This window comes from Micromonospora sp. L31, from assembly GCF_052068075.1.
Lineage (GTDB): Bacteria > Actinomycetota > Actinomycetes > Mycobacteriales > Micromonosporaceae > Micromonospora > Micromonospora purpureochromogenes.
On sequence record NZ_JBQHDC010000005.1, the window covers coordinates 430644 to 457607 of the forward strand.

Here is a 26964-nt window from a genome sequence, read left to right on the forward strand (position 1 = left end):
TTTTCTCACCCGCGCGAAAGATCGGGCAGTTGGCGGGCCACCTCGGCCGGGGAGGGCATCCGGGCGATCTCATCGGCGATCGCGCGGGCGGCGTCCCGGTGGTCGGTCCGCCCGGCGCGCGGCAGGAGCCGCCGGGTGTGCTCGGCGATGGCCGTGGCGCTCGCCTCGTCGCCGAGCAGGCGCAGCGCGGCGCCGGCCGCGGTGACCGCTTCGGCGTTGGCGAACTGGTCGGCGCCCTGCGGCAGGATCAGCTGTGGGACGCCGGCGGCGAGCGCGCCGAGGGTGGTGCCGCTGCCGCCGTGGTGCACGACGAGATCGGCGTGCGGCAGCAGCTGCGCCTGCGGCACCCAGCGCTGCACGCTGACGTTGTCCGGCACGTCCCCGAGCTGGTCCAGGGGCACCCGGCCGGCGGCGACCACCACGCGCGCGTCCAGCGCGGCCAACCCCTCGATGGCCGCGCTCAGCAGCTCCCGGGTGCCGAAGGCGGTGCCGAGCGTCAGGTAGATCAGCGGCAGTGACCTGCGGTGGCTGTCCCAGGCGGGCAGCGCCGCCGGCGTCGAGTACGCGACGGGCCGCAACTCGATCCGGTCCGCGCTGGCGAGGAAGTGCTCGTCCTGCAACGACGGCGGGCAGATGTCGACGTGTGGCCGACCGGCGGCCTCGGCGTTCCGGGTGGGCAGTTCCAGGCCGATGCCCTCGGGGATCATCCGCCCGAAGCCGTGCCAGATGCCCGGGATGCCGGCCCGATGGGCGGCGACAGCCGCTCCCGGCACGCCCCATTCGTGTACGACGAGGTCGGGCTCCAGCCGGGCGAGTTCCGGTGCCAGGTCCTCGGCGTAGATCTCGTAGAACGCGTCCGCGGGACGGAAGGGGCGCAGGCCGTTCGCGGCGAGCGGTGCGTGCACCTCCTCGCCGACGGCGAAGTGCACCTCGTGTCCGGCCTCCCGGACGGCCACCGCCAGTGGGATCAGCGGATAGGTGTGACCGACCGATGCGAGGCTGGCGAACAGTACGCGCATTCCGACGAAGGTACGCCGCGCCTTTGGGCACGTCGCGGCCCCCGGGGTCGGCACCGATGGTTACTTCAAGACATATGCCGGTAGATCATTCGATGGGCTCGGTCCACGCCTTCAGCCGGCGGGGTTCCACCGGGCCGGCAGCCGGCCACAGCCGCACCCGCCACCGTCGCCCGGTCGCGTCGAGCCGGGCCAGCCCCGCGACACGAATCCGCGGCCTGCGACCTGGATCCGGTACCGGCCGGGCGGTACCGGGCAGTGCAGCCGCGCCGCGGTCGGGGAGTCGAACAGCAGCAGCCCTTCGGCGTCGACGGCGAGGCCGCCCTCGAACGCCTCCTCCCAGTCGGCGAGATCGTCGGCCGGTGCGGCGGCGGTCACCTCCACCCGGATCGGCATCGCGACGTTGGCCTGGTGGGGCGAGAGCACCAGCACGCTCTGGCCGTCACCGGCGATGCCCGCCCCCTGCTGCGCCCGCCGGAACAGCGCGTCGTCGGGCGGGTCGGCGGGACTGCCCCCACGGATGACGAACTGCCCGTACCACATGTCCATCACGAGGTCGTGTGCGACGACGAGTTCGGCTCCGGCCACCGGCACAGTGTGCGGCATCCGGACGCGACGGCGTGCCAGCAGCCCGCCGCCGGCGCCGGGATTTCTGGTGCCCCCCGGCCGGCCGAGCGGCGTGTCATCATGACGCCTACATCGCGGGGGAGAAATTCATGCGGGCGTACCGGTTGGTGGGCGGTGCCGCGGTCCTGGGTGGACTCGTCGCGGCGAGCATGACGGCGAGCACCCCTCCCCCGGGTCCGGGCGTACCGACCTCGTACCTCGACCCGACGGTGGTGGGCGCCGCCCAGCCGGCCCAGCCGGCCCGGCCGGGCCCGATCGGCGCACGCCTCGCGCCGACGGGCGCGGCCGCGGAGCGCGGCACCGCGCAGGGTGCCACGGCGTCCGGTGGCACGACGCGGACGCCGACCGCGACGGGGGCCGTGAAGCCGGTGCCCACGAATCCTGTCGGCCGTCATTTCCGGCCGATCACCGGGCTGAACGAGGTGCGCAGCGACTTCAACGGCGACGGCCGGCCGGATCTCGCCGTGGCGGAGCTGCGCAAGGTGGTCAACGGCGGGCAGACCGGCGCCGTCCACGTCCTCTTCGGCGATCCCAGGGGTGGTTTCACCACCGCGGGGAGCCAGTACTTCGACCACACGACGCCGGGCATGCCGACCGACGAGGGCTCGCCCGACCCGCACGGCGAGATCAACGACTTCGGCCGCGCGCTCGGCTCCGGTGACTTCGACCACGACGGCTTCGCCGACCTCGCGATCGGCAGCGTGCACGACCGGTTCCGCATCCTCTACGGCGGTCCGTCGGGGCTGACCACCGCCGAGGCCCGGATGATCCGGCTCGCCGACGTGGCGCCGGAGGCCGACGTCCCCGGTGAGGGCGTCACCGGCGAGAACCTGTTCGGCTCCGCCTTCACCGTGGGCGACTTCAACGGTGACGGCACCGACGACCTGGTGACCGGGGCACCCCGCGCCGGCCGTCCCTGGGTCGGTGGCGTCGCGCTGTTCCGCGGTACGCCCGACGGGCTGAGTCCCGCCGCCGCCCAGTACGTCCCCGGCAACGCGGCCGGCCTGCCCGTCCGCCCGGAGACCGACGGCTTCGGTGCCGTGCTGGCGGCGGCGGACTTCGACAACGACGGCCGCGACGACCTCGCGGTCGGCTTCCCGCGCGACCACTTCGGGTCCGCGTACTTCGCCGGATCGGTGGTCATCCTGCCCGGAACGGGCGACGGTCTCGGCATCGCCGGAGCGCAGCTGTTCTACCAGGACACGCCGGGCGTGCCGGACGTCGCCGAGTACGGTGACGGCTTCGGTCACGCCCTCGCCGCCGGCGACCTGACCGGAGACGGCTACGCGGACCTCGTGGTGAATGCCCAGCGCGAAGGCTTCAGCTCCGACACGGTGAACCGGGGCGGCTCGGTCACCGTGCTGCGTGGCTCGTCCACCGGTCTCACCGTCAACGGCGTGCAGTACTGGACGCAGCGGAGCCCCGGCGTCCCGGGCAGCGACGACCCGTCGGCGTTCTTCGGTACGGAACTGGCGTTCGGCGACTTCGACAACGACGGTCGGGGCGACGTCGCCGTCGCGAGCCCGCAGGAGACTGTCGGGGGTGTCGCCGGGACGGGCGCGATCACGGTCTTCCGGGGCGGCGCACAGGGGCTCACCACCACCGGGCTGCGCAGGCTGGACTGGAAGACACCGGGCGTACCGGCGAGCGCCGGCAGCCCGTACTTCTACCTCGGCGACGTCCTCCGCACGGTGCGCCAGCCCGACGGTGCCGCCGGCCTCGTCGTGGGCTGCTGGAACGCGACGGTCAACGGGTTGCAGCGGGCGGGCTCGGTGATGGTCGTCCGTAGTACACCGGCGACGCCGGAGGCGCCCGGCGGGGTCACGGTCAACGGCCTCAGGACATGGTCGGCGGCCGACCTGCCGGTCGGGCCCGAGGCTTTCGCGGGCTTCGGCATGCATCTCGGCTAGCGGTTCCGGAAGCGGCGTCGTACCCACCGCCTACGCTCCCGGTGCATGGGAGATCCCTTCACGGTGCGCATCGCGGTCCGGGGCTACGAGCTCGACACCCAGGGCCACCTGAACCAGGCCGTCTACCTCCAGTACGCCGAGCACGCCCGGTGGGAATGCCTGCGTGCCGCGGGCATCTCGCAGGACCGGCTCATCGCCACCGGCGTGGGACCGGTCGCCCTGGAGGTCACCCTGAGATACCTGAGGGAGCTGCGCGGCGGGGACGAGGTGGACGTGTCCTGCGAGTTCCACTGGGGCGAGGGCCGGACGTTCCGGATCGAGCAGGACTACCGCCGCCTGGACGGCACCCAGGTCGCGACGGTGACCGGGGTGGGCGGCCTGCTCGATCTGTCGACCCGGCGGCTCGTGGCCGACCCGCGGGAGCGGTTCCGGGAGCTGGCCACCGAGCCGGGACCGCTCCGCCTCTGAGGCGGCGCGCCAACCGGGCGGCGACCGACAGCTCGGGGTACGCGACGGGACGCCGCCACCGGCCGCCTGGGCAGCCGGCCGGCCGGCTTCTCGGTGCTCTGACGGCGCGTCGACCGTCGGCCCCGGCGGCATCCGGCGGACCGGTGGCGGAGCTGCCCGGACGACCGGCTCCGCACCTGCCGATCTTGGTGGGCGGGGTGTGGCATCGTGATGGGGATGGAGCCGGACGGTGACGCCGAGGCGCGCCGGACGCTGCCCGAACCGCTGCGGGTGGGCCTGCGGGTGCTGCGCGACTACCGGCCCACGCTCGGGCGGCTGCGGGCGCTGCTGCGCAGCATGGTGACCTCGTTCGTGGTGCTCAGCCTGACGCTGTGGCTACTGCCGGGAGTCACCGCCAGCGGCCTGGTCGCGATGCTGTGGCTGGTCGGGCTGATCGCCGGGATCGGTGCGGTGCTGCGCCCGCTGCTGTTCGCGCTCTCCACCGCGCTGGGCGGCCTCGGGGCGCTGGCCATCGGCGTGTGCGTACAGGCCGTCGTCATGTACGTCGCATTGCGCCTGGACCCGGAGGCGCACGTCCGCGGGTTCGCCGACGCCTTCGCCGCCGCGTGGCTCGCCGTGGCGCTGGCCGCGATCCTGAACTGGCTCGCCGACGCCGGCACCGACGACGCGTTCGTCAGCGAGATGCTGTGGGTGATGAACCGGGTACGCCGTGGACCGGCTCGCCACCGGCGACCGGCGTGGCACCGCCGCGGCGCCGGCGGGGTGCCACCCGAGCGGGAGACGGCCGACGCCCTGCTCGTCGTCCAGCTCGACGGCGTGGCCGCGCCGCTGGTGCAGTGGGCCATCCGAGCCGGCAACCTGCCCACGATCGGTGGGTGGCTGCGCTCCCGCAGTCACCGGATGACCCACTGGCACACCGGCCTGCCGGCCACCACGCCGGCGGCGCAGGCGGGCCTGCTGCACGGCGAGGTCCGGCGGGTGCCGGCCTATCGCTGGTACGAGAAGGCGACCGCGGACGACAGCGCCAGCCGTCTCATGGTGACCAGCCGGCCCCGCGACGCCGCCGAGGTCGAGCGGCGGCTGTCGACCGGGCAGGGACTGCTGCGGGATGGCGGGGTCAGCATCAGCACGGTCTTCTCCGGCGACGCCCCCACCAGCCTGCTCACGGTGAGCCGGGCCGGGCTGCCCGGGCGGTCCACCCGGGGCTACGCGGCGTTCATGGCCAGCCCGTACGGGTTCGCCCGGGCCATCGTGCGCGGCGCCGGGCAGGTGGTTCGCGAGCTGTACGAGGCGCGGCGGCAGCGACTGCGCGGCGTACAGCCCAGGGGGCGGCGCAGCGGCTCCTACCTGGCGCTGCGCCCGATGGCGAGCCTGCTCAGCGACCTCAACGTGTCGCTGATCGCCGAGCAGATGGCCGGTGGGGCGCCGGTGATCTTCTGCGACTTCCTCGACTACGACGAGGTGGCCCACCACGCCGGGCCGGCCCGGCCGCAGGCGCTGGCGGTCCTCGAAGCGCTCGACCAGACGCTCGGCATCCTCCAGCGGCTGGCGGCCGAGGCGGCGCGGCGCTACCACATCGTGGTGTTGAGCGACCACGGGCAGAGCCAGGGCGCCACGTTCCGCCAGCGGTACGGCGAGTCGCTGGCACAGGTGGTCGCCCGGCTCGCCGCGCCCACGGTGCGCCCGACCGCCCCCGACGGGCGGCCAGGGCCACCGACGCCGGTGCGGGAGGCGGCGACCGCCGAGGCGGCCGGCCCGGTCGAGGAGTGGGGACGGGTCAACACGCTGCTCACCGAGGTGGCGGGGCGGGGCGGGGCGACCGGCACGGCGACCCGGGTGGCGGTGCGGTCGCACACGGACGGGGGCGAGGTCACCCTGGGCCCGGCCGACGAGGAGGCGGCGGCGGCGACCCGGACCGATCCGGAGACCGTGGTGGTGGCGTCGGGCAACCTTGCGATGATCTATCTGCCCCGCCATCCGGGGCGGCTGACCCGCGAGCGGGTCGACGCCCTCGTACCGGGGCTGATCGACGGCCTGGCCGCGCATCCCGGCATCGGCCTGGTCGTCGTCGACTCGGCCGCCGGGCCGCTGGCCATCGGGGCGCGCGGCTGCCACAACCTGCGGGACGGACAGGTCGACGGCGATGACCCGCTGGCCCCTTACGGCCGGCGGGCGCGTCAGGACCTGCTGCGCCACCAGACGATGGACCACGTCGGTGATCTCGTGGTGATCAGCGCGGTGGATCCGGGTCTGGAGGAGGTGGCGGCCTTCGAGGAGCTGGTCGGCTGCCACGGCGGACTCGGCGGCTGGCAGACGGACGCCCTGCTCATCCACCCCGCCGACTGGCCGCAGGAGGGCGAGCTGGTCGGCCCGGAAGCCGTGCACGGGCAGTTGCTCGCCTGGCTGCGCCGGCTCGGGCTGCGCCGTCCCGACGAGCACCCCGACGAGCGGAACGACCCGGCGGGTCGCACAGTGGACCCCGACGTGGGCGACGCCTAGCGCAGGCGGCCGTCGGTTACGGTGCCACCGGCGGCTCGCCCGGCAGGGCCCGGCGCCGGGCCAGCCAGCTCAGCCCCTGGCTGACCAGCACGACGAGCAGGATCGCGGCGACGACGCTCTGCCACGGCTCGGGGAAGATCGCCCGCCCGAGGACGCCGATCGCGGCGTACAGCACCGACCACAGCAGGCTGGCCGGCGCGTCGGCGAGGGCGAAACGCCGCCAGGTCAGCCCGGACAGGGCCGCCGCCAGCAGCACCGGGATCCGGCCGCCCGGGATGAGCCGGGACACCAGCAGCGTCGAGACGAGTTCCTCGCGCACGCGCGCCGTCATCCGGCCGACCCGCTGCCGGCCACGCAGCCAGTGCAGGCGCCGGGCGAGCCGCTCGCCACCCCAGCCGAGCATGCCGTAGGTCGCCAGGTCGCCCGCGTACGCTCCGCACGCGCCGGCGATCACGACGAGCACCACGGTGACCGGATGCTGGTGGGCGGCGAGCGCGGCGGCGCCACTGACCGCCGCGCCGGTCGGCACCACCGGGACGACGGACCCGAAGAGCACCACCAGGACCAGCGAGCCCAGCACGCCGAGCGTCGCCGTCACGGCCGGCGCACCGCGACGGACTCGCCCGGCCGCAGCACGCGCACCCGGGTGCCCGGGGAGACCGCCTCGGCGTGGCGGGCGAAGTCGTCCCCCGGGTCGAAGAACCGGTCCGGCCGGACCCGCTCGCAGCCGACCGGCCAGAAGGTGCCGAAGTGGATGGGCACGGCCCACGCCGCCGCCACCCGCCGGACCGCCTCCGCGGCGCCCGCCGGATCGAGGTGGCCGGGCCCGAGCGTGGGTCCCCACCCACCGACCGGGACGAGCGCCAGGTCGAGCGGCCCCAGCCCGGCCATCTCGTCGAAGAGACCGGTGTCCCCGGCGAACCAGGTCCGCAGCTCGCCGTCGATCAGGTAGCCGAGGGCGGGTGCCCGGTGCCGGGACCACGGGCCCCGGCCGGCGTGGTGGGCGGCGGGGACGGCGGCGACCGTCACCCGGCCGATCGTGGTGCGGTCGCCGACCGCGAGCTCCGTGCAGCGCCGGGCGGCCGCCGCGCCCAGCGCCTGACGGACCACGCGGCCCGCACCCGCCGGCACCACCAACGCGGTGTCCGGGGGCAGCCGGCGCAGCGACGCGAAGTCCAGGTGATCGGCGTGCAGGTGCGAGACGAGTACGGCGTCCGGGGCGCCCGGCAGCCGCGGGGTGGGCCCACGGCGTCGCCGCAGATGGGCGAGCCGGTCACGCAGCAGCGGGTCGGTCAGCAGCCGGGTGCCGGAGTCCTCGATCCACACGGTGCTGTGCCCGTACCACGTCAGCCGCACGGCACCGCCTCGGTCACGCCTGCCACCGTATCCGGCGGTGCCACCGCGCGGCCCGAACCTGACGTGCCCGCCGGGCCGAGGCGGGCCTCCTCCCCCGGACGGTCGGCGCAGGGGTCGAATCGGCCATTCTGCCGGAAATGCTGCCACATACTCATACCGTCCGGCGGCGGCGGGCGGGACGGTCCGGCGGAGGCCGGCGCCCGCCCCGTGGACCGAGTGGAGGGATCAGTCAGGTGAGCGTGGACGGCGACGGGCGGGTGCCGGCGGATCCCTGGCCGCTGCCCAGGGACGCCAAGGTGGCGGATCACCTCGTGCAACGGTTGGCGTGCTGGGGCGTCCGCCGCTACTTCGGCTACCCGGGCGACGGCATCAACGGGATGACCTCGGCGCTGCAACGCACCAACGAGCGGGCGCAGTTCGTACAGGTCCGGCACGAGGAGACCGCCGGCTTCGCGGCGTCGGCGCACGTGAAGTACGGGGGCGGCCCGCTGGGCTGCGTCCTGGTCACCAGCGGGCCGGGGGCGATCCACGCGCTGAACGGCCTGTACGACGCCAAGCTGGACCACCAGCCGGTGGTGGCCCTGGTCGGCCACACCGCCCTGACCGCCGAGGGTGGCGGGTACTACCAGGAGGTCGACCTCCTGGCGCTCTACAAGGACGTGGCCGCGGCGTTCCTGGCCCAGCTCGACCATCCCGCCCAGGTGCGCCACCTGGTGGACCGCGCCTGCCGGACCGCGCTGGTCAGGCGCACCGTCACCGCCCTGGTGCTCCCCCTCGACGTGCAGGACGAGCCGGCGGTGCCGGAGCCGCCGTACGCCCACGGGTACTACCACACCAGCAGCGTGCCGAGCAGCGGCCCGACCGTGCCACCGGAGGCGGAGGTGCGCCGGGCGGCCGACGTGCTGCGCGGCGGCGAGCGGGTGGCCATGCTGGTCGGGCAGGGCGCGCTCGGCGCCGAGAACGAGGTACGCGAGGTCGCCCACCGGTTGGGCGCGGGCGTCGCCACCGCGCTGCTGGGCTTCCCTGCGGTCGACCACCGGGAGCCCTGGGTGACCGGCGCGATCGGGCTGCTCGGCACCCGCCCGAGCTGGCAGCTGATGCAGAACTGCGACCGGCTGCTGATCGTCGGCAGCAACATGCCCTACTCGGAGTTCTATCCGCCGCCGGGGCGGGCCCGGGCGGTACAGGTCGACCGGGACGGCACCCAGCTGGGGCTGCGGTACCCGACCGAGGTGAACCTGACCGGCGACGCGGCCGCCACCCTCCGCGCGCTGCTGCGTGAGCTGGGGCCCGGCCCCGCGCCGACCGGCTGGCGGGAGACGATCTCCGCCGAGACCCGGGCGTGGCGACAGACGCAGCGGGATCTCGCCGAGCAACCGGCCGACCCGGTCAACCCCCAGCTCCTCTTCGCCACCCTCAACGACCGACTGCCCGACGACGTGATGATCTCGGTGGACTGCGGCACGACGACGGCCTGGTACGCCCGGCACCTCCAGGTGCGCCCGGGCATGCTGGCCAGCCTCTCCGGCACCCTGCTGTCGATGGGCGGCGCGATGCCGTACGCGCTGGCGGCGAAGTTCGCCCACCCGGACCGCCCGCTGGTCGCGCTCATCGGCGACGGCGCCATGCAGATGAACGGCGTCAACGAACTCATCACGGTGGCCAAGTACTGGCGCAGCTGGGCCGATCCGCGGTTCGTGGTGCTGGTGCTGAACAACCGGGACCTCGCCTTCGTCAGCTGGGAACAGCGCTCCACCGAGGGGACGCCGATGTTCCCGGACAGCCAGGAACTGCCGGACATCGGCTACCACCGGTGGGCGGAGGTGCTCGGGCTGGGTGGCGAGCTGGTCGACGCGCCGGAGCAGATCCCCGGCGTCTGGGAGCGGGCGCTGAACGCCGACCGGCCGGTGGTCGTCAACGCTCTCGTCGACCCCGCCGAGCTGATGCTGCCCCCGCACTTCACGCTGGAGCAGGCCCGCAACACCGCCGGGGCGCTGCTGCGCGGTGACACCGACTGGGCCGGCATCATCCGCCGGGGTCTGCCCGCCACCCTCACCGCCTACCGATCACGTCGCAGGTGAGCAACGAGCGGGGCGGGGTGAGCGGCACCCGGCACCGTCCGGAGCGAGGCCCGTCCTGACGCCCGGTACGCCGCGGGCGGAACCGGGCCGCCGGCCGGTTCGCAGTTGGACGGAACCGGCCCTGGGTGCCGGCCGCCGCCGCTAGCGTCGAGAGCATGCCCGCCCGCCCGTCCCGCTGGACGATGCCGCTCCGGGTACTGGAGGCGCCGTCGTACCTGCAGGCGTTCGTGCTGTCCGGGGTGGTCACCGTGCTGCTCGTCCGGGCCTTCCTCCAGGCGGCCGGGTACCCGCAGCTCGGCGGCGGTGGGCTGCACATCGCGCACGTGCTCTGGGGTGGCCTGCTGATGACCACCGGGCTGGGTGTCGCGCTGGTCTTCCTGGGCAGCGCGGCGCGCAACCTCGGCGCGGTCCTGGGCGGGATCGGCTTCGGGCTGTTCATCGACGAGGTGGGCAAGTTCGTCACCGCCGGGACCGACTACTTCTACGCCCCGGCGGCCGGCATCATCTACGGCGCCTTCGCCCTGCTCGTGGTGATCACCCAGGCGATCCGGGGCCGGATCCGCCTCACCGGTCCGGAGCGGACGGCGAACGCGCTGTACGCGGTGGTCGGCGGGCTGCGCACCGGCCTCACCGACGACCGGCGGGCTGCCGCAGCCCGGCTGGTGCGCGGATGCGGCCCGGACGTCGAGGACGCGATCACCCGGCTGCTCGACACGGTGCCCCGACGCGAGGCACCCGGACCCCGGTTCTGGCAGCCGTGGCTGCGCCGGGCCCGCCGGGCCGTGGTCTGGGTGACCACGCACCGGTGGGTGGTGGCGCTGGTGGTGCTCTACCTGGTCGGCGAGCCGTTCGTCGTCGTGCTGGGCGTCCTGCTGGACACGATCACCGGCCAGCTGCACGACCAGCGGGAGTGGCGGGCCGTGCTCGGGGTCTCGATCTCCGCGCTGATCACCGCGGTGCTCAGCATCCGCGGGGCGTCGCTGCTGCCTCGCGACCGGACGCGGGCCTTCCGGCTGTTCAAGCTCGCCCTCCTGGTCGACCTGCTGTTCGGGCAGATCTTCAGCTTCACCGTCAACCAGTTCGGGGCGCTCACCGCGCTCACCGTGGACCTCTTCCTGCTGGGCGTGGTGACCGCGGAACACCGACGGCTCTGCCGGCAGGGCCCGGAGCCCGACCGCTGAACTCCGCGGGCCCGACCACGGTCGCCCGGGAATCAACGTCCGGCGCCGTGCCGGCCGCCGACCGGCCCGACCTCAGGGCAGCCCGCTCCAGGGGTCCTCGCGGCGCCAGATCGTCGGCAGGTGCAGGGCGACGCCGTCGCGGTCGGCGAGGCGGCCGAGCACGCGCATGGTGGTGTCGAGGTCGTCACCGGCGTACGGCAGCGCGCGCAGTGGCCGGTCCAGTGGGCGGAAGAAGTCGTCCCAGTGGGTGAGGACGACCCGCCGGGCACCGACGGTCCGCACGGTCTGCGCCCAGTAACTCGTGAGGTACCCCTCGTCGCGCGCGCCGAGCTGACCGACCCCGAGGTACGCGACGTCGGCGCGGTGCCCCTCCAGCGCCCCGGGAACAAGGCCCGCGCTGCCCTGCACCAGGGCGGTGCGACCGCTGTCGTGCCGGACCAGGAGCGACCACGCCTCACCGCACCGGTAGGCACGGGCCCTGACCGGCGGCACGACGGGTTCGGTGATGTGCCCGGGAAAGCGGTCCGGGGGGCAGTGTTCCGACGTCACGAACCCGAGGGTGAACGCACCCGACGTGACCTGCTCGCCGGGGGTCACGACGCGGATCCGGTCCGGCGGCAGGCCGTGGGCGCGCCCGACGTTGGCGGCCGACTCGCCACCGAGGAGCGTCGCGTTGGTGCGCTCCGCGACGACGGCGGAGTCCAGGACATGGTCGAAGTGGGTGTGCACCGGCACGACGGCGTCCAGCCGGCGGTCGGAGAGCCCGGCCCGGGCCAGCGCGTCGGCGATCCGCTCCTGGTCGGGAGCGATCCTGGAGAACGCGACCTTGAGCAGCGAGGGCCGGGAGAAGAACCCGTCGGTCAGGATGGCGGATTCGCCGTCGTCCAGCAGCAGCGTGGACACGCCCAGGAACACGGCCGCGAACCTTCCGGCGGCCGGCGGCACGTCGAACCGGGCCTCGTAGCGGTGGAGGTCGGGACGGCCGAGCTTCAGGCGCATGGGCGGGATGCTAGCTCGCCGGGGGTCGCGGCAGACGCCGCTCGTTGTCCGGCGCGGGGGGCACCGAGGCCGCCCGGACCGTCGTCCGGCTCCGCGCGGCCTTCTCCCCGGCGGTCGTCGGCGAGCGACGACGTGGTCCCGCCGATCCGGCCTCGAACGGAGGCGGACCGGCGGGACCCGTCGGTCTCGACAGGTTGCCGCGCAGCAGATCCCGCGGCGATCGCCGGATCAGGGTGCGGACGCGGTCAGCGGGTGCGCAGCGGGGCGAGCGCGGTGCTCCAGGCCACGACCTGGTCGAGCGTGGCGGTGAGAGCGTCCTGCTGGAACTGGGTCGGCTTGAAGACGCTGAAGTTCTCGAAGTCGGTGAAGAGCGACAGCGCCACCTGCGCGCGCACGTCGGCCATCTGGAGCTCGCCGGCGATCAGGCGGAGGTGCTCCACCGCCCGGGTGCCGCCGGCGGAGCCGTAGCTGACGAAGCCGACGGCCTTGTTGTTCCACTCGGCGTAGAGGAAGTCGATGGCGTTCTTGAGGGCACCCGAGGTGGAGTGGTTGTACTCGGGGGTGACCATCACGAACCCGTCGAACGACGCGATGGTGTTGGCCCAGCGGATCGTGTGCGGCTGGGTGTACTGGCCCATCGCCGGCGGGTACGCCTCGTCGAGGTGCGGCAGCTGGTGGTCGAGCAGGTCGATGAGCTCGAACTCCGCGTCGGAGCGCTGCTTGGCGACCTCGAGGGCCCAGCGGGCGACGGCTTCGCCGTTACGCCCCGGGCGGGTGCTGCCGAGGATGATTCCGATCCTGGTCATGACTGTGCCTTTCAGAAGTCCTTGACTGGCACCGTGAAGGCTAGCCAGTGCTTGCTTGGTCAAGCAATTACCTGAGCCGTGCCAACCGTCACAGCACCGGCGCCGATTTGTTTGGTCAAGCAACTAGAATGGGCGCCATGTCCGGTAGCTCCGCCACACCCCTGCGACCTCTCAACCCCGACGAGGAGGCGCTGGTCCGCGCCCTGGGCCAGCTGATGTACGTCCTGCCACGGGCGATCGACGCCGACATGGTCGGCGCACACCAGTTGCCCTTCACCGAGTACAACGCCCTGCGGATCCTCTCCGAGGCGCCGGACCGGCGATTGCGGATGAACGAACTCGCCGCCGCCTGCCAACTCTCCCTGAGCGGGATGAGCCGCACGATCAGCCGCCTGGAGACCCAGGGCCTGGTCGAGCGGGTCCGGAGCGGGGAGGACGCGCGGGGCTGGAACGCCGTCCTCACCGATGCCGGCTTCGCCCGCCTGGAGGAGTCCTGGCCGAGCCACCTGGCCGCCGTGCGGCGGCGGTTCCTGGACCACTTCGAGGGCTTCGACCTCGCCCGGTTGGCCAGCGCGTTCCAGCGGGTCGGCACGGCCGACTGAGCCGCCTCGACGTCGCGATCCCCCGGGCCGAGGTGGCACACCGAGCCGCCACCGGCTCACCCCCGGTCTCTCGACCGGGTCGAGCCGCATCCGGAGAATGGTCGATACTTCGCCTGGCAGACACAACACAGCGTCGTCATGGGGTATCAAGGAGCAGTGGCAGCCGAGCAGGGCCCCGTGGCCATCTCCGATCTGGTCGGCGCCGAACGCCGGGCGGTGGCGGAAGAGCTCTGGCAGAAGTGGCGATTCGAGGGCCGCGGCGCGGCCCTGCTCTTCGGGTTCGCCGGTGTCGGCAAGTCGGACCAGGTCGTCCGACCACTGCGGAACTGGGCGGCGAGCCAGTCCATTCCGACGGCATGGGTCGACGTGCCCGTGGGGACAGCCGACGTGGCGACGACGATCGGCGGCCGCATCCTGGAGGAGCTGAAGGACGGGGGTCACCCGGGGGTGGCCGCCACGGTGTCGGCCGACGCCACCCTCGCCGACATCCTCCGCTCGCTGCTGGCGGCGGGCGCGCTCGTCGTCATCGACGAGTTCCAGCGGCTGCTCGACCCGCAGGGCAAGCCGTCGGCGTCCATGGCGCGAATGCTGGAGCAGCTCGCCCGGCGCCCGACGGACCGGGGTTGCCTGCTGCTGGTGTCGAACCGGCACCTCGACTGGACCTGGACCGAGCACTTCCACGTCACCGAACTGCTGCCGCCCGACGACGCCGACGCCATCACGATCGTCCTCGACCATCTCGGCGCGCAGCAGGCCGACGCCCGGTTCCCGCACCACCGGCGGCCGGAGGTCGTACGCCGCCTCGGACGGAACCCGAGAGTGCTGCGGCTGCTCGGCTACCTGCTCAAGTCACACCTGTTGGAAGGGCTGTTGCCACCGAGCGGGAGTGCTCCCGAGGAACCCTTCGACTCGAAGCTCGTCGAGGAGATCGAACGGACGCTGCTCGCCAAGGCCGCCGAGGGCCTGCCGGAGTCCACCCGCGCCTTCCTGCGCGACATGTCGGTGATCCGCGACTGGGCCGACTGGGACCTCATCGAGGCGATGGGCGGCGGCCGGGGTGAGGTCCGGGAGCTGGTGCGCGGCGCCCAGGAGCGGTACCTCCTGCAGGCCCGCACCCAGACCGACCGGCCGGGAGCCGGTCCCGCCGGGCGATACCAGGTGCATCCGCTGCTCCGCGAGGCGGACGGCGTCCAGCTGCGACGGGACGGCGCCGCATGGCGTGCCGCCCACGCCCGCGCCGGCGACTGGTACGCCCGGAAGCTGCAGGCCGCCGGACGAACCGAGGTCCACGACCGGACCCTCCTGCTCGGCCTGGACGGCGCCGCGTACCACTACACCGCGGCCGACGCGGAAGAGGCCCTGCTGACGGCGATCGAGCCGGCCAGGCGCTACATCGGGCAGCGCTACGGGTGGATGTCAGTGCGGGTGAACACCGTCGGGGAACGGGACGCCCGCATCGCGCTGCTGGAGCTGTACAACAGCCGGTGGGGCACCCCGGGCACCCACTACCACCTGGCCATGCTCCTGCGTGATCGCGGCCGTCCGGAGGACCTCTCCCGAGCGGTCCCCCAGGCCGAGTCGGCCACCCTGGACCAGGATCACGCCGACCCCTGGGTGTTGTGGGCCAAGCTCGTCTGGGCGGTGGACGGCACCGAGGCGGCGATCGCGGTGGCCCGCGAGGCCACCGCCCACGTCGCGCCGGCCAAGAGCCTCTTCTCGGTGTACCAGCAACTCGGCGGTTACCTCAACGAACGGCGGCGTGCCGGGGAAGCCATCGCGGCGCTGCGCGAAGGTGTGGACCGCGCCCGGGGCAACACCGAGCGACTGGCCGCGCTGGCCGCCCAGTACGCGGCCGGCGCGCCCACCGACGACCTGCTCGAAGAGGTGGTCGCCTGGTTGCGGGAGAAACCGGAACTCGAGGTCCAGTACCGGTTGGCGCAGGTGTACCTGCTGGAACGCGGGCAGCGCTGGCATGAGGCGCTGGCGCTCCTCGCCGACGGCCGACGGTTGAGCCCGAGATACATCAACTTCTCCGTGCACGAGGCGCTGTGCCACCTCGCGCTGGGCGACGCCGTGCGGGCCCAGGAGGCCGTCGACAACTACCCCGCCCAGAAGAGCTTCTCCACGTCGTCGGCCTCCACCTGGTGCGCGGCCTTCGTCGCCCTCGAACTCGGCCGGACCTCGGACGCGTCGGAACTGGCCGGGACCTATCTCGGCAGCGACGTCGCCGTCTCGACTCCGGACGAGCTCCGGGCGCTGTTGCTCCACAGTTGGGACACCAGCGTCGGCCGCCTGGACTTCACGTCCCCGCCCTCGTTGGTGTTTCCGATCCTGCCGCCCGCCCTCAGCGGCCTGTCGACCATCGCCATCCGGCCCCAGTACGGCGACCCCGTCCTACCCGGGAGGCAGCCGGACTCTGCCGCCACGACCCGCGACGGCCGGCGGCACGTCCTCGCACTGGCCACCGAGTGGTCCTCCTCGCTCGGCGGCCTGAGCACCTTCAACCGGCAGCTGTGCGGCTCGCTGACCGCGCACGCCCGGGTGACGTGCGTGGTGTTGCGGGCCACCGACGAGGAGCGCCGGGACGCCACCTCGGCGGGCGTCACGCTGATCGAGGCCCCGGAGGCGCCCGGAGCCTCGGACGTCGACCGGTTGTCCCGCCGGCCGCCGCTTCCCGAGGGCACGGCTCCCGACGTGATCATCGGACACGGCCGGTGGACGGGCCCGGCCGCCCACCACCTGGGCGACGACTTCCCGCACGCCAAGCGCCTGCACTTCCTGCACGTCATTCCCGACGACATCGAGCGCCACAAGGCGGACCGCGGGGTGGACGCGGGGGTGCTCGCCGAGGAGCGGCAGGAGGTCGAGCTGGCGCTCAGCGCCGAGGCCGACCACGCCGTGGCGGTGGGGCCGCGGATGTACTACTGGTTCCTGCGGGACCTGGAGGCTCGCGGCGTCGACCCGGCGCGGTTGATCCGCTTCGATCCCGGCTTCGACCTCGGCGTCGGACCTCCCCGCCAGCCACCACAGGGCCGGCCCTGGACGGTGCTCCTCGTCGGCCGGACGGAGGACGACCGACTCAAGGGGCTCGACCTGGCGGCGCGCGCCTTCAACCTGGCGCGCCGCCGGCGTGGCGCCGGCACTCCCCGGGTCGAACTCCTCGTCCGCGGCGCTCCTCCGGAGACGTGCTCCACCCTGGAGGACCGGATGCGGGGCTGGGCCGCAGACGCGTCGCTGCCGGTGCGGGTGCGCCCGTACTCGACCAGGGCGGAGCGGCTGGCCGCCGACCTACGGGCGGCCAGCCTGCTCCTCATGCCCTCCCGGGCCGAGGGTTTCGGCCTCGTGGCGGTGGAGGCCATCCTCGCCGGCACGCCGGTGCTGGTGAGCAGCGAGAGCGGCCTGGGAGAGCTGCTGGAGGAGCGGCTCGGGCCGGAGGAGGCGGCCCGGATCGTGGTACCGACGACGGGTGACGACGAGCGGGACGTCGAGAACTGGAGCAACGCCATCCACGGTGCGCTGCGCAAGCGGGAGGCGGAGTTCCCCGGGATCGCCGAGCTTCGCGCCCGGCTGGCCAGCGAGCTAACCTGGTCCACGGCGACCGCCACCCTGCTGGACCGCGTCCTGAACACGGCGGACACCAGGCCGCCGGCGCCCCGGTCACCCGAGGAGTCGCCGTACGAACGGCCGGCGGCACCGCGAGCCTGACCGCGCGGAGCCGGACCCGGGTCCGACCGCCCACCCTCTCCACCGGTCATGATCGGCGGTCCGGCCGAGCCGTCGCGGCAGAATCCCGCCCACCGGCCCTGCCGTGGAGCGGCGGGCGACCGGGCATGGTCGCGGCCGGATCGGGAATCGCAGGGCCGCCAGCAGGACCGACGGAGGAGACACGCCATGACGGACCCATCGCGCACCGGGTCGACCAGTGCTCGGCCACAGTCCTCGCCGCAGGAACGGGACCTCGGGCCGGCCGGCGGCGGCTTCGCCGTCGTGGAGATGTTCACCTCCCAGGGCTGCAACAGCTGTCCACCCGCGGAGGAACTGCTGACCGAGATCGAACGCGAGGCCCGACAGGAGGGACAGCCCGTCTACGCCCTCGGATTCCACGTCGACTACTGGGACGACCTGGGCTGGCCCGACCCGTTCGCGGACGGGGCGTACACCACGCGACAGGGGGCGTACGCGCGCGCCTTCGGCTCCGGGGGGTTGTACACCCCGCAGATGATCGTGAACGGCACCGTCGAGTTCGTCGGCTCCGACCGCCGACGGGCGGCGACCGCGATCGCCGCCGCCCTGACGGAGGCAGCCACCACGCCGCTCGCGCTCTCGGTCGAGGAGGCCGCCGGGGGTGACGGGCACCGGGTGGTGGTGGACTACCGGGCCGAACGGCCGCCGGGGCGGGCGGTGTTGAACATTGCGGTCGTGGAACGTGGCTTGGAGAACGACGTCCCCCGGGGCGAGAACGCCGGGCGGACGCTGCGGCAGGACAACGTGGTGCGCGCCTTCGCGTCGGTGGGCCTGGACGTCCCGAGCGGCCGGGTCGAACTGGCGGTGCCGCCGGACCTCGATCCTGGACATGCCTCGGTGGTCGGCTATGTGCAGCACCACGGCAACAAGGCGATCGTCGGCGCCACGGCCGTCGAGGTCTCGCCCGGATGAGGCGGTGATGTCCCCGCCGTGGGTCATCGGCCGGCCGGCGCCCGGTTGGCCTTGCGCAGCCCGAGCAGGGCCACCAGGGCGAGCAGGATGACGGCGACGGCGTACTCCTTGGCCGTCCGGAGCAGGCCACCGTGGACCACGCGGAAGCCGGCGATGACGGTGGGCAGGCCGAAGCCGACGTAGCAGACGATGTAGAGCACGGAGAGCACGCTGGCGCGTTCGTGCGCCTCGACCAGCGGCACGATCGTCTTGAGGCTGCCCTGGAATCCGGCACCGAAGCCGACGCCCCCGAACGCGAGCCCGACGAAGAATCCGGCGACGGATTCGGCGGTGACCGACACCAGCGTGATGATCATGCCCAGGATGAGTGCGCTGATTCCGGTGAGCATCACCGTCCGCGCGGGGGCGTTGCGCAGCAGCAGGATGGCGATGGTCCCGAAGACGGCGAAGACGAAGACGACCAGGCCGCCGGCCACGATCGAGCTCTCCATGAGGGCGCGGGTGAGCGCCGGACCGAGCGCGCCGAAGAAGCCGGCCAGCGCCCAGACGGAGAAGACCACCGGCGCGACGACGAGTACCGGCGCGCGTACGGCGCGGGGCAGTCTGATCTCCGGTCGAAGACTCTGCAGCGCCCCCCTCATCGGCGTGACCGTCTCCCCCATCAGCACCACCCCGACGCCCTGGATCAGCAGGACGACGAGCAGGATGACGTACACCAGTCGGGTCGGCGCGGGGAAGAACTGGATGAGCAGCGCCGAGAGCAAGGCACCGGTACCGGTCCCGACGCCGGGGGCGATCGAGTTCGCGAGCGTGCCGCGTGCGGGGTTGAGGTCGAGCATGGCAGCCCCGACGGCGCCGGTGGCGGCGCCGGCCGCGAGCCCCTGTACGACGCGGGCGGCCACCAGCGTGGGTACGCCCCCGGCGAAGACGAAGAGGACCAGCGCGATCATCTGGATCGCGATCGTGACCAGCAGGACCGGCCGCCGCCCGACGTGGTCGGAGAGCTTGCCGAACGTGAGCAGGGACGCCAGCACCGCGAGGGCGTAGACGGCGAACACCACCGTGGTGGTGATCGGCGAGAAGTGCCAGCGCTCCTGATAGATCCCGTAGAGGGGGGTCGGGGCCGCCGACGCGGCCAGGAACGACACCAGGATCGAGGCGAGCAGAAACAGGGCGACACCCGGCGAGATCCGCCCCTGTCCGGCGTTCTGCATCAGACGTGCTCCTCAGGGTGAGCTGCGAGCGGCGGTCCGGCGCGGTCGATCCGGACGCTTTCCCGCTGAAAGGCCGCAGCGGAGTACCCCTTGCGCCACGTCGCACGCGACGTGAACGGCGCGTCTCTTCGCGCGACTTCCTCGCGGCGTTGGACAAGGCGGTCGATCCGGGTCAGCCGGACGGTGGCCCAGGGCGGGGCGCATAGGCCAGGTCGCCTCGGGAAAATGCTGCGTATGGCCAGGTACACGAAGCCCGAGCTGAGGAACCAGATCAAGGAAGAGCTGCAGGCTTCGGACAAGGGCGGCAGGCCAGGGCAGTGGTCGGCGCGCAAGTCGCAGCTGCTCACCAAGGAGTACCAGAAGCGGGGCGGAGGCTATCAGGGCCCCAAGGATGAGCGGCAGAAGTCCCTGCAGCGTTGGGGCGCCGAGGACTGGCAGACCAGGAACGGCGCCACCCGGGCCCGCAAGGGCGGCGAAACCAAGCGTTACCTGCCCAAGCATGCCTGGGAACGACTCTCGGAGGACGAGCAGCGCGCAACGGACACCAAGAAGCGCGAGGCGTCCAGGTCCGGCAGGCAGTTCGTCGCCAACACCGCGCCCGCCAATCGCGCGCGCCGGAAGGCCACGTCGGTCGACCGGCTGTCGGAGGTGACGGTCGCCGAGGCGGCCGGGCTGGTCCGTGGTCTCGACACCGACGAACTCAAGGCGGCGCTGAAGCAGGAACGCGCCGGCAAGAACCGCAAGACGCTCGTCCAACGACTGCAGTCGGAACTCAAGCGCCGCTGACTCCGGGCGGCGCCGCACCACATCCGGGATATCGCGTACGGCGACAGCCCTTCCAATCCGTTGCGCGGCCGCCATACCTAGAACTACTATGCATTGCAGTTCTAGGGTTAGGTGGTCACATGCACATCACCAAGGATCTCGTCGCGGCCTCGGCGACCCCGCTCGTGCTGGGGATCCTCGCCGAGGGCGACAGCTACGGCTACGCGATCCTCAAACAGGTCAACGAGTTGTCGGGCGGGCAGCTGGAGTGGACCGACGGTCTGCTCTACCCGCTGCTGCACCGGCTGGAGCGGCTGGGGCACGTCGAGTCCGCCTGGGAGACCCCACCCGGGGGCCGCCGCCGCAAGTACTACCGCATCACCGAGCAGGGTCGGGCCGAGCTCGCCGAGCAGCGCCGCCAGTGGGCCGCCGTCGTCGACGCCCTGCGGGGCGTCTGGAACGCCACCCAGTCCATCACGCCGATCGCGGCACCGGCCTGGGAGGCGGGACGATGAGCGTCAACAGCGACAACGATCTGGAGGGCCAGATCGCCGAGTGGCGGGCCTACACGCACCGCCGCCGGGAGCTGCACCACACCGATGCCGAGGAGCTGGAAGACCACCTGCGCAGCCGGATCACCGAGCTGACCGAGGCGGGCCTGCGCGCCGACGAGGCCTTCCTCATCGCCGTCAAACGGATGGGCAGCCTCGACGAGCTGTCGCGGGAGTTCGCCCGCGAGCATTCCGAGCGGCTGTGGAAGCAGCTCGTACTGCCCGGGGAGCCGGACACGCCCGCCGCCGCCCGTACCCGTCGGGAACTGCCCGTCATGGTGCTCTGCGCGGCCGTCGCGGCGCTCTCGATCAAGGTGCCGGCCCTGTTTGGCCTCGACCTGTCCTCGGGCGACCACGGCGCCTTCTACGCGCGGAACGTCAGCCTGTTCGCGCTGCCGGCGCTGGCCGCCTACTTCGCCTGGCAACGCCGGGTCGGCCTGCGCGTCATCGGGGTGCTCGCGGCGCTGTTCGTACTCGGCGCGGTCGCCGCGAACGCGTACCCGCTGGCGGACGACTCGCAGACCCTGGTGCTGACGGCGATCCACCTGCCGCTCGCGCTGTGGCTGGTGGTCGGCGTCGCCTATGCGGGCGGCGACTGGCGTTCGGACCGGCGGCGGATGGACTTCATCCGGTTCACCGGGGAGTGGCTGATCTACTTCGCCCTCATCGGACTGGGTGGCGGCGTGCTCACCGCCTTCACGGTGGGCACCTTCAAGGCCATCGGCATCGACGCCGAGGGATTCATCCAGTCGTGGCTGGTGCCGTGCGGTGCCACCGCCGCGGTCATCGTGGCGGCCTGGCTGGTGGAGGCCAAGCAGAGCGTCATCGAGAACATGGCGCCGGTGCTGACCCGCGTCTTCACGCCGCTGTTCGCGGCCGCCCTGCTGGCCTTCCTGGTCGCCATCGTCTGGACCAGCAACGGCATCGACGTCGAGCGGGACGCGCTCATCCTCTTCGACCTGCTGCTGGTCGTCGTGCTGGGCCTGCTGTTGTACGCCATCTCCGCCCGTGACCTCACGGCCCGGCCGAGCCTCTTCGACCGCCTACAGCTCGCGCTCGTCGTCAGCGCCCTGCTCATCGACGCCCTGGTGCTGCTGGCGATCACCGGCCGGATCACCGAGTGGGGCTTCAGTCCGAACAAGACCGCCGCCCTCGGCGAGAACGTCATCCTGCTCACCAACCTGGCGTGGTCGGCATGGCTGTTCCTCGGCTTCGTCCGTGGCCGCATGCCCTTCGCCCGCCTGGAACAGTGGCAGACCCGTTACGTGATCGTGTACGCGGTCTGGGCCTGGACAGTCGTCCTCGCCTTCCCGCTCGTGTTCGACTTCGCCTGATCCCGGATCCGACCCCGCTCAACCCCGTCCGGGTGCCCGGACGGGGTTGAGCGTCTCAGCCGAGCGTGCCGCGGACGCGGAATGACGGCGGTCCGCCGCTACTCGGCCTCCGCCACCGCTATCGAGCCGGAGGCAACGCCTGTCCCCGTCGACCCTCTTGACCCCGGAATGCCGGTCCGCTTAGGTTCATCAATCAGAAAGGTCTCTTTACTAATTCTCTCCACCGTCGTGGGAGTGCCGATGCGACCGTTCCGTCACCGCCGCCTCACCGCCGTCGTCGCCCTGGCGACCATGCTGGTCACCACCGCCCCGCCCGCGGCCGCCAGCGCGGACGACAGCAGGAACCGCCGTGCCGGTTACCACCGGGTCGGCTACTTCACCCAGTGGGGCATCTACGGCCGGGCCTTCCCGGTGAAAAAGCTCGACACCTCCGGGGCGGCAAGCCGCCTCACCCACGTCAACTACGCCTTCGGCAACGTCAGTGAGGACGGGCGCTGCTTCGTGGACGGCGGGCCGGGCGAGGGTGACGCCTGGGCCGACTACCAGCGTCCCGTCCCGGCGGAGGAGAGCGTCGACGGCGTCGCCGACGCCTGGGGCGAACCGCTCAACGGCAACTTCGGCCAGCTGGCCAAGCTCAAGGCCAAGCACCCCGGCCTGCAGGTGATGATCTCGCTGGGCGGCTGGAGCTGGTCGACGTACTTCTCGAACGCCGCCCGCACCGACGCCTCCCGCAAGGCGTTCGTGGCCTCCTGCATCGACCTCTACCTCAAGGGCAACCTTCCGGTCCTCGACGGTGGCAGTGGCGGCCCGGGTGCCGCCGCCGGCGTCTTCGACGGCATCGACCTCGACTGGGAGTGGCCGAACTGGCCGGGTGAACCGGGCAACGTGGTCCGCCCGGAGGACCGGCGGAACTTCACCGAGCTGGTCGCCGAGTTCCGCCGCCAACTCGACGCGTACGGCCGGACGACCCGCCGGCACCACCCGCTGACCGCCTTCCTGCCGGCCAACCCGGCGACCATGGACGCCGGATACGAGGGTCGCGAGATCTTCCGGTACCTCGACTTCGCCACGGTGCAGGGGTACGACTTCCACGGCGCGTGGGACTCGGTGACCAACCAGCAGTCGGCGCTGCGCGTACCGTCGGGAGCGCCGGACAACCCGGACTTCTCCGCCGAGGTGGCGATCGACGGCTGGCTTGCCCGCGGTGCGCCGCGCGGGAAGCTGGTCCTGGGCATCCCGTACTACGGCCGAGGCTGGACCGGCGTCAGCGGGAGCGGCAACGGGCTCTTCCAGCCCGCGACCGGGCCCGCGCCGGCCACCTTCGAGGCCGGGTACGAGGACTACCGGCGGCTCAAGACCCTGGCCGGCAACGGCTTCACCGTCCACCGCGACCTTCGTGCCGGGCATGCCTGGTTGTTCGACGGCACGACCTTCTGGACGTACGACGATCCGGCGGTGGTGTTGCAGAAGACGCTGTACATCCGGCGGGCCGGCCTGGCCGGAGCGATGGTCTGGTCGTTGGACGGCGACGACGACAACGCCACGTTGACCAAGACGATCGGCCTCGGGCTTGCGACGCCGTAGCCGCGCGCCGCGGCCGTCGTAGCGCTCCTACCAGGCAATCCCCCGGGACGGCTGGTGCTGCCGGCGGCGGAGATGGGGAGGTCGACGTCAGTGGCCCTGCCGGTCGGAGGCCCACCGGTCGAATTCTTCGCGAACGGCGGCGGCACCGGCCGGCACCACCTGACTCGCGGTGGCGGAGACGGCGTCCTGCATCTCGTCCGCCAGCCAGGCCGGGCCACCGCCGGCCGCCCGCAGCTGCGTCAGGCCGGCCCGGCCCAGCACGACGGCAGCGACGAAGTAACCCCCGGTGAGTCCCGCGGTGGCCAGCCTGCGGGGCAGGAAGGTCTCCAGCAGGCGCAGCGCGGTCGCCGAGGCGGCTCCGGCTCCCAGGACCACACACCCTCCGGCGGTGGCGAGCAGCGCCAGACCGACCCCCGCCGGACGAACCGCCCTCAGCAGGTGCGTGCGTACGTCGCGGACCTCCGCACGCACCATCTCCGCCACCTCGGCAGCCAAGCGCTCACTCGGACCGGCCGCCCGTCCGATTCCGCCGGACCGTCCCGCTGCCGCGTCACTCATGGGTCCGCTCCTCCTCCGTTGGGGGCAGGCGCTTACCCATGAACGTCACCGCCATACCTGTCCCGACGCCCGGGGCGGAAGCCAGGACAAAGGTGACAAGGTGGTTGCGGGAGTCGAGCTGTGCCCGGAAGCGGTCATCCGGCTCAACTGTGCATGTGCAGGCGGATCGTGGTGGCACCGGGCCTGGTGTGGACGCGCACGAGATCGCAGAGTTGGTTGACCAGGACGAGTCCTCGGCTGCCCGGCTGCCGGGGCGGCACGGGAAGCCGGCCGGCGAGCGGATTCGTGATGTGCCCGGTGTCGGTGAGCTGGCAGATCAGGCGCGTGCTGTCGGTCCAGACCGCGAGGGTACCGCCCCCGGTGGTGTGTCTGACCGTGTTCGCCGCCAGTTCGTTGACCGCCAGGGTCAGGTCGGAGACGCGGTCCGGGTGCAGCCCGGCGGCGACGGCGTGCGCGGTCACGAACCGACGGATGGCCGGGAGAGCGTGCACGTCGATGGCGATGGTGGTCGCCCGGGCAGGCGGATCCGGCAGCGGCAGGTTGAACCCGGCGGCCACCGCGACCGGGTCCGCGTAGTACGGGCTCGCCCAGTCCGCGCCGTCCTTCTGCAGGACGGGGTGGGTGCGGCAGGCGTCGTCGAGCCAGCTCCGGTCCAGTCGGCTGGTGTCGTAGGGACAGAGGATGGTGGCCTGCCGGCCGGTGAACGCCGCGTTGATCAGGGCCTCGTGCTGGGCGCAGGCGGGGTATTCGACAGCGCTACGGCCGGCCCAGATGGGTTCGCCGATGATGCGTACCCGCTTGCCCGGATGCGCGGCGGCGAAGGCGAGCAGGACGCCGGGAATGATCCGCCCCGGGTTGCGCCCGGCCTCGCTCATGTCGTGCAACTGCACCCGGTCCGCGTCGACGCCGAGCGCGGTACGGATCTGGTGGAGGTTGTCCCCCGGCACCGCCACCATGACCGGCTCGTCGGCGGCGAGGCCGGCGTGGATGAACGGCACCGTGCCGGCCAGGTACGCCTCGCGGTCGCCGTAGAAGAGGGCGGGGTGGACGAAACTGTCGGTCCTGGTGGCGACCGAGATGCTCATGCGGCAGCCTCCGAGTGCGTGGTCCAGCCGCCTCGTCGGGCCACCGCAGCGTCAGTCCGGATACCTGGTCGGCACCGGTCAGGTGAAGTGTACGGGCGGCGCGACGTAACGGCCGGTCAGACCCGACCCGGCCCCGGCTGCCGCTGCGGGCCCGGCCCTGGCTGTCGCCGCTGCCGGAGCGGACGAGTCCCGCCGGCGGCGGCCCGGCGGTGACGGTCGGCGCCCGGGCCCGGGCGGGACCTGCCGGTTGCCTGGATGGCGAGCAGGGCGATGTCGTCGGTCGGCTGTTCGCCGGCGAGTGTGGTCATGATGCCGGCGCAGACCGCTTCGACGGCACCTGGTTCGACGGCCGCGCAGAGCCGTTCGATGCCGGTGTCGATGACTTCGCCGCGGCGTTCGACGAGCCCGTCGGTGTAGCAGACCAGCACCGCCTCGGCAGGGAACGCGACCTCGGTGTATCGGCGGGCCGGTCGATCCGGGCGCACGCCCAGTGGAAGATCGACCGGAAGGTTCAGCGTATCGGCCGACTGTCCCGGTGCGGCCAGCACGGGTTGCAGGTGCCCGGCGAGGGACATTCGAATGGTGGTGCGGTCCGGGGAGATCATCGCGTACAGGACCGTGGCGAGGTTCCCGGCCTCGAAATGGTGGATCTTGCGGTCCAGCAGCGTCAGCGCGCTCGCCGGATCGTCGCAGATCAAGGCGTACGCGCGCAGCGCGCTGCGCAGGCGCCCCATCACGACCGCCGAGCGCAGCCCGTGTCCCGACACGTCGCCGATGACGACGCCCAGCCAGCCGGACGGGAGGGTGAACACGTCGTACCAGTCGCCGCCCACGCCGGCGTCGTGGCCGGGCACGTAGCGGGCGGCCATGTCCACGCCGGGCGCATCGGGCAGGTGGGTGGGCAGCAGGCTGCGTTGCAGGGCGAGGGCGGCGGTGCGGTCGATGCTGCTGGCCCGGCTCCGGCTGGCCAGGCTCGCCCGATCGGCGGCGAGTTGGAGCACCTGCACGTCGTCGCCGGTGAATCGGTGCGGCTGGAGGCAGCCGACGTGCAGTACGCCGATCACCTCGCCGCCGGCGAGCATGGGCACCCCCAACAGCGAGCAGACCCCTCTGTCGAACAGCGTTGGGTCGTCCGCGGCCGTGACCTCGTCCAGCACGACGGGCTGCTTCTCCCGGGCGATCCGGCCGGCGAACCCGCGGCCGACGGAGATCCGCGAGCCCGGCCGGACCTCGTCCGCCAACCCTCTCTCCGCGGTGGCCACGAACTGCCGGGCGTGCACGTCCAGCAGCAGGATGGCGGCGGTGTCGACCCGCAACACCTCGCGGACCCGGTCGAGGAGTTCGTCGAGAAGGTCGTCGACGTCAAGCTTGGACAGCGCCGCGTCGGTGATCGCCTCGATACGGCGCAGCCGCTCGTCGCTCCCACCACCCTGCACGCCAATCACGGCAAGAGCCTAGTCCTTGCCGGGCCCGGAGCAGCCCTTCAGGAGCGCCCAGTCGGGCTTCGACCTCGGGTACGGCGACGAGGTTGCCGTACCCGAGCAGCCTGTCGCGCACCGCCGATGGTCACTGCCGCCGCCTACCTTGCCGGCAGTCGACAGGCACCCGACCGACGTGCCGGAACTCTTCCGCTCCGGTGGTCGCGAACGGTACTCAACCCTGTACCAATCGT

22 protein-coding genes are annotated in these 26964 nt (G+C 72.8%); 12 read left to right on the forward strand and 10 right to left on the reverse strand.

The window, feature by feature from the left end:
* Positions 1 to 5 precede the first annotated feature (5 nt).
* The gene (locus ACTMS9_RS17050) at positions 6 to 1019 is read right to left on the reverse strand and encodes a glycosyltransferase (protein ID WP_441147815.1); all 1014 of its coding nucleotides are present in this window, start codon (positions 1017 to 1019) and stop codon (positions 6 to 8) included.
* 111 nt (positions 1020 to 1130) lie between these two features.
* Positions 1131 to 1604, reverse strand: coding sequence for a hypothetical protein (locus ACTMS9_RS17055; RefSeq protein ID WP_441147814.1), 474 nt, complete (start codon positions 1602 to 1604; stop codon positions 1131 to 1133).
* Positions 1605 to 1732: 128 nt separating this feature from the next.
* Here ACTMS9_RS17055 and ACTMS9_RS17060 point away from each other — a divergent pair, with 128 nt between their 5' ends.
* From ACTMS9_RS17060 to ACTMS9_RS17070, 3 genes are all read left to right on the forward strand, one after another.
* Positions 1733 to 3553, forward strand: coding sequence for an FG-GAP-like repeat-containing protein (locus tag ACTMS9_RS17060; protein ID WP_441165425.1), 1821 nt, complete (start codon positions 1733 to 1735; stop codon positions 3551 to 3553).
* 45 nt (positions 3554 to 3598) lie between these two features.
* The gene (locus ACTMS9_RS17065) at positions 3599 to 4021 is read left to right on the forward strand and encodes an acyl-CoA thioesterase (RefSeq protein WP_210774600.1); all 423 of its coding nucleotides are present in this window, start codon (positions 3599 to 3601) and stop codon (positions 4019 to 4021) included.
* Between the two features lie 216 nt (positions 4022 to 4237).
* The gene (locus ACTMS9_RS17070; RefSeq protein WP_441165426.1) at positions 4238 to 6520 is read left to right on the forward strand and encodes an alkaline phosphatase family protein; all 2283 of its coding nucleotides are present in this window, start codon (positions 4238 to 4240) and stop codon (positions 6518 to 6520) included.
* 16 nt (positions 6521 to 6536) lie between these two features.
* Here ACTMS9_RS17070 and ACTMS9_RS17075 read toward each other — a convergent pair whose 3' ends face one another.
* On the reverse strand, positions 6537 to 7118 hold the full coding sequence (locus ACTMS9_RS17075; RefSeq protein ID WP_441147809.1) for a DedA family protein: 582 nt from the start codon (positions 7116 to 7118) through the stop codon (positions 6537 to 6539).
* Positions 7115 to 7876, reverse strand: coding sequence for an MBL fold metallo-hydrolase (locus ACTMS9_RS17080; RefSeq protein ID WP_441147807.1), 762 nt, complete (start codon positions 7874 to 7876; stop codon positions 7115 to 7117). Before ACTMS9_RS17080 ends, ACTMS9_RS17075 begins: the two co-directional genes overlap by 4 nt.
* Before the next feature lie 233 nt (positions 7877 to 8109).
* On the opposite strand from ACTMS9_RS17080, the gene ACTMS9_RS17085 reads away from it, so the two are divergent.
* Together ACTMS9_RS17085 and ACTMS9_RS17090 are read left to right on the forward strand one after the other, a co-directional pair.
* Entirely contained in the window at positions 8110 to 9957 is a 1848-nt protein-coding gene (locus ACTMS9_RS17085; RefSeq protein ID WP_441147806.1) for a thiamine pyrophosphate-requiring protein, read from the forward strand.
* Positions 9958 to 10139: 182 nt separating this feature from the next.
* Entirely contained in the window at positions 10140 to 11138 is a 999-nt protein-coding gene (locus ACTMS9_RS17090) for a hypothetical protein (RefSeq protein WP_441148124.1), read from the forward strand.
* A gap of 72 nt (positions 11139 to 11210) precedes the next feature.
* On the opposite strand, the gene ACTMS9_RS17095 is transcribed toward ACTMS9_RS17090, so the two are convergent.
* Both ACTMS9_RS17095 and ACTMS9_RS17100 read right to left on the reverse strand, forming a co-directional pair.
* Complete coding sequence (locus ACTMS9_RS17095) at positions 11211 to 12137, reverse strand: MBL fold metallo-hydrolase (protein WP_441165427.1); 927 nt, start codon at positions 12135 to 12137, stop codon at positions 11211 to 11213.
* Positions 12138 to 12382: 245 nt separating this feature from the next.
* Positions 12383 to 12943 (reverse strand): NADPH-dependent FMN reductase, encoded by a 561-nt coding sequence (locus ACTMS9_RS17100; RefSeq protein ID WP_441147804.1) that lies wholly within the window; start codon positions 12941 to 12943, stop codon positions 12383 to 12385.
* A 137-nt stretch (positions 12944 to 13080) separates the two neighbouring features.
* On the opposite strand from ACTMS9_RS17100, the gene ACTMS9_RS17105 reads away from it, so the two are divergent.
* The 3 genes from ACTMS9_RS17105 to ACTMS9_RS17115 all read left to right on the forward strand — a co-directional run bounded on the left by ACTMS9_RS17105 (position 13081) and on the right by ACTMS9_RS17115 (position 18201).
* Positions 13081 to 13545 carry a MarR family winged helix-turn-helix transcriptional regulator gene (locus ACTMS9_RS17105; RefSeq protein WP_441147802.1) on the forward strand — a complete coding sequence of 155 codons (465 nt, stop codon included), beginning with the start codon at positions 13081 to 13083 and terminating at the stop codon, positions 13543 to 13545.
* A 156-nt stretch (positions 13546 to 13701) separates the two neighbouring features.
* Positions 13702 to 17250, forward strand: coding sequence for a glycosyltransferase (locus ACTMS9_RS17110; RefSeq protein WP_441165428.1), 3549 nt, complete (start codon positions 13702 to 13704; stop codon positions 17248 to 17250).
* 186 nt (positions 17251 to 17436) lie between these two features.
* On the forward strand, positions 17437 to 18201 hold the full coding sequence (locus ACTMS9_RS17115) for a DUF1223 domain-containing protein (protein WP_441165429.1): 765 nt from the start codon (positions 17437 to 17439) through the stop codon (positions 18199 to 18201).
* Positions 18202 to 18224: 23 nt separating this feature from the next.
* Here the strand turns inward: ACTMS9_RS17115 and ACTMS9_RS17120 are convergent, their stop codons facing one another.
* Positions 18225 to 19415: an MFS transporter gene (locus ACTMS9_RS17120; protein ID WP_441165430.1), complete on the reverse strand. Its 1191-nt coding sequence runs from the start codon at positions 19413 to 19415 to the stop codon at positions 18225 to 18227.
* A 234-nt stretch (positions 19416 to 19649) separates the two neighbouring features.
* On the opposite strand from ACTMS9_RS17120, the gene ACTMS9_RS17125 reads away from it, so the two are divergent.
* From ACTMS9_RS17125 to ACTMS9_RS17140, 4 genes are all read left to right on the forward strand, one after another.
* A complete protein-coding gene (locus ACTMS9_RS17125; protein ID WP_441165431.1) occupies positions 19650 to 20201 on the forward strand; it encodes a DUF5872 domain-containing protein in 552 nt (183 codons plus the stop codon).
* 119 nt (positions 20202 to 20320) lie between these two features.
* Entirely contained in the window at positions 20321 to 20695 is a 375-nt protein-coding gene (locus ACTMS9_RS17130) for a PadR family transcriptional regulator (protein WP_441147792.1), read from the forward strand.
* Positions 20692 to 22065 (forward strand): permease prefix domain 1-containing protein, encoded by a 1374-nt coding sequence (locus ACTMS9_RS17135; RefSeq protein WP_441147790.1) that lies wholly within the window; start codon positions 20692 to 20694, stop codon positions 22063 to 22065. The genes ACTMS9_RS17130 and ACTMS9_RS17135 overlap by 4 nt, the downstream gene beginning before the upstream one ends.
* 240 nt (positions 22066 to 22305) lie before the next feature.
* Positions 22306 to 23649, forward strand: coding sequence for a glycoside hydrolase family 18 protein (locus ACTMS9_RS17140; protein ID WP_441147788.1), 1344 nt, complete (start codon positions 22306 to 22308; stop codon positions 23647 to 23649).
* Positions 23650 to 23736: 87 nt separating this feature from the next.
* On the opposite strand, the gene ACTMS9_RS17145 is transcribed toward ACTMS9_RS17140, so the two are convergent.
* From ACTMS9_RS17145 to ACTMS9_RS17155, 3 genes are all read right to left on the reverse strand, one after another.
* Positions 23737 to 24207, reverse strand: coding sequence for a phage holin family protein (locus tag ACTMS9_RS17145; protein ID WP_441165432.1), 471 nt, complete (start codon positions 24205 to 24207; stop codon positions 23737 to 23739).
* A gap of 143 nt (positions 24208 to 24350) precedes the next feature.
* Positions 24351 to 25292, reverse strand: coding sequence for an anti-sigma factor RsbA family regulatory protein (locus tag ACTMS9_RS17150; RefSeq protein ID WP_441165433.1), 942 nt, complete (start codon positions 25290 to 25292; stop codon positions 24351 to 24353).
* 116 nt (positions 25293 to 25408) lie between these two features.
* Complete coding sequence (locus tag ACTMS9_RS17155; RefSeq protein WP_441147782.1) at positions 25409 to 26737, reverse strand: PP2C family protein-serine/threonine phosphatase; 1329 nt, start codon at positions 26735 to 26737, stop codon at positions 25409 to 25411.
* Positions 26738 to 26964 lie beyond the last annotated feature (227 nt).